An 8,574-nucleotide genomic window follows, 5' to 3' on the forward strand; every position below is an offset into this window, starting at 1 on the left:
CAGAGCCTGGCATTCTTCGTCATACGCGCCAAAACCAACATGGACTACCACGTGCACTCACGCCGCACGGTCGACAAATCCACAGGTCTGCGCACAGACCAGACCATCATCCTGAATGGAATCAAGACCGCAGGATATTATCCTGCTCCACTCCGACGAATCAGTTTCTTCGACACCGATACAAACAAACGACTCGTGTTTCTCACCAACAACTTCACACTCCCTCCACTCACAATCGCGTCTCTCTACAAGTGCAGGTGGCAGGTGGAACTGTTCTTCAAATGGATCAAACAACACCTCCGAATCAAGACCTTCTATGGCACCTCGATGAACGCTGTAAAGACTCAAATCTGGATCGCCATCACCACCTACGTCCTTGTCGCCATAGTGAAGAAACAGCTCAACATCAATCGCAGCCTCAGCGAAATCCTACAAATCCTGAGCATCTCTCTTTTCGAAAGGACCCATATGGTTCAACTACTTACAACATCCGACACACAAAATGAAACGGACCAAACACGTAACCAGTTATCATTGCTCAACTTTTAACGGGACAGTAGTGGGACACATCACGTAATTCCCAGACCAAAAGGAGGCGTTTGAGATGCAGAATAAATTCGCTTCAGCGGGAGGCCCGCATGTCCTCTCGGACGATTATTCCGGAGTATCGGAAACGCGGAGTGTTTCAGCGCAAGTCAACCCGCATGTCCTCTCGGACAACGAATCACCCTCTTCGTGCTCTGCAACTGTTTCAGCGCGAGTCAACCCGCATGTCCTCTCGGACACAATTCCCTGGGGAGAAACTAGAAACAGAGTGTTTCAGCGCGAGTCAACCCGCATGTCCTCTCGGACGAACAAGATGATTTTCCCCGGTGAGCTGTATGTTTCAGCGCGAGTCAACCCGCATGTCCTCTCGGACACTAATAGCGCATCAGGCCATGGGTGTGATTGTTTCAGCGCGAGTCAACCCGCATGTCCTCTCGGACTTCTCGTGAATCGGGAAAGTGGGGCGGTGAAGTTTCAGCGCGAGTCAACCCGCATGTCCTCTCGGACAGAACTCACGGAGGGTATGGCAGAGGCAATGTTTCAGCGCGAGTCAACCCGCATGTCCTCTCGGACTATGGTTGTGCCTCAACCGCATCGTGTAAAAGTTTCAGCGCGAGTCAACCCGCATGTCCTCTCGGACTTTTCACGCGACGCTACAAATGGGATGATGGTTTCAGCGCGAGTCAACCCGCATGTCCTCTCGGACTAAAGAATTACAGGTAAGGGTGAAGAGCTTAAAGTTTCAGCGCGAGTCAACCCGCATGTCCTCTCGGACGAATCCTTAATCCTGAATCCTGAATCCTTAAAGTTTCAGCGCGAGTCAACCCGCATGTCCTCTCGGACTATCCAGTTCGAAACTTGTTGCAGAGAAAGAAGTTACACGACCAAAATTCAGAACCTCACCCGAATCTGACCAACCGACCGCGTTTTTCAGGGAGGTTCTGAATGACTTACACAATGTAGGCATTGCCTTCATCAATTGCAGGTCCTTTCTTTTCCCCCACCACGTCTGCCCCCGTCGTATACTCCACTCGGTACACTTTTACAAAGCCTGTCTTGATTTTCAAGCGCTCCAACTTCTCGATAAGCTCTTTCCTTCCTCCTTTTGTCAGCCTGCACTCGAACACGCTCTTCTGAATTCGAAACCCGAAACCTTTAAGCAGCTTGTCCACCTTGGCCCGCTCTCGGTCTGAGCTGATGTCATAGACGACGGCGTAATCTGCGGCCCTAGTCATACTTCCCAAGTATAAAACGACAGCGAGCCATTATCAACCGCCCACGCTCGAATCACACGCACCTGCACGTAAATTGTTTCCTTGAGGGAAAGTCTCTCATCGGAGTTCTTCTTCTCCATCTCACCTTCGAGACTATTCAGGAATTTCTTTGAAGCATCCCTAGTCAAATAGTATCCCTTACCGTGTTGCACGAAGTCGGCAGGCTGGATCACCTTCAAATTCAGTATCCGGACGATGAACCGATCGATCCGAGCACGAAACAGCTCCACAAGATCCGCCACGAGCGATTCATACGTGTCTTCAGCGCTGTGAAGAAACCCAAGATACGGGTTCAGCCCCACAGCTCTGACCGTTACATTCAACCGAGAGTAGAGGAGATAGTAGGCAAAGTTGAGCAGGGAATTGATCCGGTCCGGTTCCTTCCGGTCCCGCCTTGCCAGGTGGAATTTTCTGTCGTTGATGAGGGCGTTTAGTTCCGGATAGATCTTCTTTGCCGCCGCCCCCTCCAATCCACGCACTTCATGCACCGTCGCCGCGGCATAGATGCGGGCGACGAATTCTTCCAGTTCGTGCACAAAGTGATGCATATCTACCCGATAGCGCTGCTTGAACAGTGCTATATAGTTTTTCAGCTTCCCGGCAGCAAATTCTTTCGCGATCGAAAGGAGTGCAGTCTCACCCAGCGAGTAATATTTTTTTGCATGCTCGTAGGAGATGTCGAAATACTTCTTCGAGTCGGGCATCACCGTGGTGACATAGTAGCCGGAGTTCAACGTAATGGTGAACGGAATGTTGTGCTCAGTGCACTTGGTGATGAGCCCCGTCGAGAAGACGGTTTTCTCCATGACCATAATCTCACTCACTCTCCTCAATGGAATCGTCTCCAGCACCTCTTTTCCTTTCTTGACCTCCAGCGCATCCCCGTTCACTGCCAGAAACGTGTACGGCTCGGTGACGTAAAGCGGCTTCTTCAGCAACTTCAGCTCTTCCTCTGGCAACACCTGCACTTCGGAATCATTGAATCGGATACCCAGAAACTGGAACCCCTCCTGCATCGGCTTGATGCAAGTCCTCTCTTTCTTCAGCTTCAAGCCAAGGTGCGACAAGCATGCCTCTGTTTTCGAAAGAATGTTCTCAGCCTCATCGATCGTTTTTGTAAGAATAATGAAGTCATCCGCATAGCGAACAAGCCGCACTCCCCATGACTTCACCGCCTCATCGAAGGAATCGAGATACAGGTTTGCCAGAAGCGGTGAGAGCGGGCTTCCCTGCGCCAAACCCCTCACTCTCTCCTGAAAGCGGCCATTGAGCAAGTACCCCGTCCGCGCAGAACGCACAAGGAGACTCTTCAGCAGCGCGTCCTGAACGGGAATGTACGAATCCAGCAAACGCTCCAACACATGCAAATCTACGGAAGGGAAGAAATCCTCAATGTCGGACTCGATTACGTAGCGGTAGCCGTCCGCAAGCGATGCGCGTACCATTTCTACCGCCTTCTGCCGTGAAACTCCACGCCGGAAGCCAATCGATTCCTCTTCAAAGATCCTCTCCGCAGTGTCGGAGAATGTCTTCAACACATACTCCTCCACGATTAGATCTCTATATGCAGGCTGCTCCACCATCCGTTCCCCGCCGCTCTTTTTTTTCACCATGAATGCTGTGTTGGGCGAAGGGGTGTACGTGCCGCCTTTCAGTTCCTCGACAAGTTGTTCAGCAAATGAGTTTTCATCAAACTGCAGCCCCGCTTCCGCTACAAGGGACTCTGCGGCATGGTCGTAGCGCTGCAGCACATCACGCGTCAACGCGGCGAGCGCCTGCTTGTTAGGAAAATACGCACAGAAGTAGCCGGGTGATTGGAAGTGCAACTTATAGTACCCTTGGGAATTAGAGAGTTTCAGCCCGGCATGCAACTCGGAACCAAGGATCAGGAATGGAAGAAAGTCGGCAAAGCTCCCTTTGATGTACAACTTGCCGGCGCAGCCATTGATGTATTGTGTTGTTCCGGACTGGGAATGTGAAAGGTGTTTGATCTCCGCATAGCTCCAGTAATATGGCAATACCGAGAAATCGTCAGAGCCGGATTTGTACGCAAACTCTTCGCCAAACAATTTTGAGAAACGTTTCTCGAAAAGATTTACGAACGCTGTCCGTGAGAGAATTGTCCGCCGCTTTGACTTCTCAGGCTTAAACGGCACTGGCGTGAAGAACTCCAAACAAATCTCTCCGCTCGTTTTCTGGTTTGGGAACGAGGAGATGAGTGCATCATACGTTTGTGCTTCAACTTCCCCAAGCCGAACCAGCGAGAAGTTCTCCTCGCCTTCGGGCGAGGAGAGATACTCCTGTAGCGCGTCACGCCACTTGGCCAGAAACCCCTCATCAAGCCGTACTGCAATTAACTCAACATCCAATTTCGCTGTCTGATGAAGTTTGTAGGTGAATTTACGGTCGGTGATGTGAAAGAAGAGTTTTCCGGAAAGCTCTTCGACCAGCGGCGGAATCATGCGTGCAGAAGCACTTTTAATAATCGCATCAACCACCGACACAGCATGCGCTTTGGTAGAATGTGCGAGTCGCGTGTTGATAATGCTGAAGCGGAGACGATACCAGGTAAGATGTGCAAACTGATTCATGATTTTCACGTCAGGAGTATTCCAGTCCGGCACTCCGTTAATCCAACGTTGTTCTTCATTACGCAGGGACACCTGTTTCAGGCTGAGCTTCTGTCAGGTCCCCTGTTTGTAAGCCCTACTCTGTCCTGCGCAGAGATACCTGTTTCAGTCTCGTTCGGTCGGGAATCTTCTGAGCTACAGGCAGTTGAAGGCACAGTAATCAGAACCCAGGAGGCCTCGCGCACGGAAGCAACAAGAGTCGGGGCGCTCTCAATGAAACGTCCCGTTCCCCTCCGATCATCCCCCTTCTTTCCGCTCAACTGCCTCATCAACATGTTTCAGCAGCTCGTCTAATTGTGGTGTTTCCGGCAGTTCCTTTCCCCAATACATGGATGCACATTCGTCGCCGCCACAAAAGCCACCTAGTTTTTCGAAAAGCCGTCGAGCAACCGCGGGCCGGCCAGTGAACGAGACTTTCTTTACCTGCGCATTGTTGGATGTGGACAGAATAAGAAGATCAAGCTTCTGTGTGCGTTCTGTGTTCTTCCAAAAATGCACGTCCGCAAGATAAGACGTCTTAGGCTGGGATGTTTGAACAACGTAGAGCTGATTGTCGCGCGTTTGTCCCAGCTCATATTCGGCCTCCAACCTCCGAAAATCAGTGTCAATATAGCCTTGTGCTCGTAGATCGAACTCCCGTATCTGGCGGATCTCTTCCCTACTGTACTGGTGCTGCTGCAGCGCCGGGATGTAGCCACGGTCGTTCAGCGCAACTCCCGTCTGCCAGCGGTTGAGTGTGTAGCCGGCGAGCTCTGCAAGTTGCTCCAGTGAGCTTCTCGGGTTGCCGCGGTCGATGCTTTCGTACTTATGGTGGTCAATGATGTAGAGCTTATGCCGCTCCCCTAGTTCCTTCTCTTTCGCAACACCGGGCATTTCTACAATGACCACGTTCTCCTTGAGATCGGCAAAGGTCATCGCCGGTTCTTCCTCAAGCGTGGCGCCCCACGGTTGGTTGGACTCACGCACATCAAATCCCAAGCACTTCGCCAGCTCGATAATGGCAACACCCTCGCCATCGTTGCGAGGGCAGATGAGGGTTGTGGTGGTAGGTTCGAGCCTAGCTACCACTGGACGATTTCCCGAACAGTCTCTTGAATCTGTTTAGGGAGAACCAAAGAATACCAACCACCAGGATCAGAAAGAGAACTGCTATCACTACTATCAGAATCCATTTAGATGGATCACTTTTGACGTAGCCAAGCCATTCGGGCCGCAGAAGCCAGAAGCGCTTCTGGGGCAACTCTCCCTCACCTATGAAGGCAAGCCAGATGGTCAGCACAAGAAGCAACACGGTCAGACCCACCAGCATCCATGTCAACCTTACGAGCACCCTCGTCAATGCTTTAATCCTGTCGCTTGTCCTATGCTCGATTGCGTTGCGAACATACAGGGCCAAGTCCTGGATCTCACCGTTTACATCCTCGAAGAGCCGGCCATGCTCCAGAAGCCTGGTCCATTTATCATACAGTTCAATACCCTGCTCCTGCGGAGTCACCTCAGAATGCCAGTAACGATTGGTGAACGCGATAAACTCGCCATAGAGCTTGTCTGCGCGACGAAAGAACTGTTCCGACGGCCTGCTGCGCTTGAACATTTTCGTGAGTTCTTTGACATCCTCAGAAAACTTAAGCAGCATTGCCCGTTGGAAGAGGATGATGAGTGCAAGCTGGTAGTAAGCACCTTTCATGTGATGATATAGAACTCTCTTGCAGAAGTCCTTACCGTCGCCTAACATAACAAAACTGTAGCGGGACATGCCGTACAGGGTTCTGTACTCTGCCCACCGTCCGTTTGTGTGTTTTCGAATGAGCTCTCGTTTCATTGACTCATTTGCCACTCCCATCGTTTTCCCGTCAACAAAGAGGAATTGATACCATTCGTCGGAACTTTCATAGTTGAAGTGCCCGCAACACTGCGGGCTCAAACGTTGAGCGAGATCGGGCTCAGCACAATAGGAAACAATGAACATGCGATCGTCGGTGAAGGAATCGAAATAGATTTTGTTCGCTTGGAGTTTCTGTTCTTCCCAAGGCTTGAATTGAAGCGGATCCAGAAGCTTCAGTATGATCTTGCTCAGAAATGGCTCGGTTTGCGGCAACGTGATACTTTCAAATACTTGCTGAATAGGCCGAGATTTTCCAGTCAGTGTTACGGTATTTGGAAGTATCCCACCCCCCTTTCTTGCAGCAGACGTAGGGCTGAGGTCCATGTCCATAATCGCGGCCTTCTCGTCATCTCTCTCCGGCCTATAGAAACCAAGAAAAGGCGGGTACACACGCCTTGCTACATCATTGAAACGGAGAAGCTCCTCAAACGTGTGCTGGTTCTCGCTCTCGGCGGTGATGCTGAGAAGACCTATTTGGTTATCATAGAGATGTAGATCAATGGACTTCACATGTGCCGAGATATGTCGGGGAGGATTGTCGTCATCGACCACCTGAACGCAGAGCGTAGTATAGTCGGTCCTCGTGAGAAACCGCATGCTGCCGTCATCGCTAAGGTGGCTTCGGAAAATCATCTCTCGAACGTACGGGTGGAAATAATACCATTCGTTATGCTCACGCATGGGTCTGAACTTCTCGTCAATCTTGTCTTTCTGTTTCTCTAGTACGGCGGGGGCGGCACCAGAGCGAGAGCTTTCGCTATACTCAAGTATTTCCTTTCGTAGTTCTTCCAAGCTCTCTGCAGTCCAAGCTTTCTGTTCCTTGTCTCCAATAGAAAAGAGACTCTCTCTCCATTTCACCGTCCGCCCATCCGTCAATGGCTTAACGGCGGCTTGAGGGGTTATTGCTACCTGATTGTGTCCGTCCCATCCAAAGTACTTGAATGGAAAAATGAAAATCGTGAAAAAGTGAACCTTATTCTTTGAAGTATCCATAATCCACAGCCGTTTTTGCCCCCACGCCGTGTTCGGTGAGAGCCGATTTAAGAATGGACATTGCTTTGCCCAGGAGGTTATCAGGTGTCTCCTTTTCTGCGAGATTATGTCGATCGGCCAGACGGAAACAATACTTCACGCCTACAGGGACCGTCAGAAAGTGCAAGGGAACGGGATTGTACCAATCTGCCGGAGGGTTCGAAGGGTCGTCGTAATACTCCTTGTAGTGCGGGGTCATCACATCCAACTCGAGGAAGGCCTGATCGGGGCGCAGACAAGGATATGCGGGAAAGAAGATGATTCTCCCGGATTCGTGCGGCGGCTCCTTCGGATCGGGTCCAAGAATTTGTTTCAACGTCTCTGCATCTATCCCTAATTGATCACGACTCTCCTTGTCCTTGCCAAATGACCTCGCCACACCTTTGAGCGAACTGCCGGGAATAATGGGCAGCCCCGTTGTCCAGTCAAAAGTAAAGCCGATCTCCAGCGGATGGGAATAACCAACACCGAAGAGAAGACGCTTGGCAGTCGTGAGAGGGAAGCCGTCGCCTATCTGATCAAGCTGCTGTCTGCGAAGCCGAAATGCTTCCGCGTAAACATCTTTCTTCTCGGTCGAACGCTTGATTACATTCTTGAGAAACTTAGATCTGTCCTTTGTGATCTCGTACCCTATGAGCTGCTTTGCGTTGTTCTTCTTCTCCTCAAAGACATCAGCAAGTTTGTAGTAGCGAAGCGAGAGGTTGACCGATGTCTCAAAGTCACGATCTCCGGTCATTGCCGCGGGTACTGGGATCACTTTACTACTCCGTTTTCTCGGCTGGTGGCCGAAATGCGAGACCGAATTCTTTCATCCATGCGGCGCATTCTATGGCCTCGCGCTGCTTCTTGCAGTATTCCTGAACATCTAATCTGAGGATTGCTGTGATTGGGTCACCAATTTCGATGTCCAACAATTTGCACAAAACACAAAGAATGCTGTCCTTGGACTTCACCTTCAGGAATGCAACCGTCTGCCCGAGCCCGTTCTGCATGATCATTGCCGGTAGCCCTTTAAGAAAGTTTACGTCTGTTTTGTTCAGCCCTGTCAACTCACCTCTAAACTCCAGCACCTTTCTCGCCCGCTCGATCGATTTTGACGGAAGGATCATTCCTCCGATATCAGTATGTTCAGTTGGCATTGCTTGCCTCCTTCGGTGATGTCATAGGCTTCCTGTAAAAGAGGAGATGGTGTAACCTCCGAAAAAGG

7 protein-coding genes and 1 CRISPR repeat array are annotated in these 8,574 nt (G+C 50.8%); of the genes, 1 reads left to right on the plus strand and 6 read right to left on the minus strand.

Translation table 11 applies throughout. The features are described from left to right. On the plus strand, window positions 1–549 hold a 549-nt coding region (locus tag QME66_11870; GenBank protein MDI6809660.1), incomplete at its 5' end, for an IS4 family transposase. Between the two features lie 67 nt (window positions 550–616). Beyond that, window positions 617–1,389: a CRISPR direct-repeat array (repeat unit 36 nt; unit sequence GTTTCAGCGCGAGTCAACCCGCATGTCCTCTCGGAC). A gap of 107 nt (window positions 1,390–1,496) precedes the next feature. Here the strand turns inward: QME66_11870 and cas2 are convergent. The 6 genes from cas2 to QME66_11900 all read right to left on the minus strand — a co-directional run bounded on the left by cas2 (window position 1,497) and on the right by QME66_11900 (window position 8,506). Then, window positions 1,497–1,781: a CRISPR-associated endonuclease Cas2 gene (gene cas2 / locus QME66_11875; protein MDI6809661.1), complete on the minus strand. Its 285-nt coding sequence runs from the start codon at window positions 1,779–1,781 to the stop codon at window positions 1,497–1,499. Continuing rightward, complete coding sequence (gene cas1, locus QME66_11880; GenBank protein MDI6809662.1) at window positions 1,778–4,411, minus strand: CRISPR-associated endonuclease Cas1; 2,634 nt, start codon at window positions 4,409–4,411, stop codon at window positions 1,778–1,780. Before cas1 ends, cas2 begins: the two co-directional genes overlap by 4 nt. 276 nt (window positions 4,412–4,687) lie before the next feature. After that, entirely contained in the window at window positions 4,688–5,518 is an 831-nt protein-coding gene (locus tag QME66_11885; GenBank protein ID MDI6809663.1) for a hypothetical protein, read from the minus strand. Beyond that, window positions 5,508–7,328, minus strand: a complete 1,821-nt coding sequence (locus tag QME66_11890) for a hypothetical protein (GenBank protein MDI6809664.1) — start codon at window positions 7,326–7,328, stop codon at window positions 5,508–5,510. Before QME66_11890 ends, QME66_11885 begins: the two co-directional genes overlap by 11 nt. After that, complete coding sequence (gene cmr6, locus QME66_11895; GenBank protein MDI6809665.1) at window positions 7,309–8,124, minus strand: type III-B CRISPR module RAMP protein Cmr6; 816 nt, start codon at window positions 8,122–8,124, stop codon at window positions 7,309–7,311. The genes QME66_11890 and cmr6 overlap by 20 nt, the downstream gene beginning before the upstream one ends. Before the next feature lie 4 nt (window positions 8,125–8,128). Next, window positions 8,129–8,506, minus strand: coding sequence for a type III-B CRISPR module-associated protein Cmr5 (locus tag QME66_11900; GenBank protein MDI6809666.1), 378 nt, complete (start codon window positions 8,504–8,506; stop codon window positions 8,129–8,131). Window positions 8,507–8,574: the final 68 nt, after the last annotated feature.

The sequence above is a fragment of the Candidatus Eisenbacteria bacterium genome (assembly GCA_030017955.1).
Classification (GTDB): domain Bacteria; phylum Eisenbacteria; class RBG-16-71-46; order JASEGR01; family JASEGR01; genus JASEGR01.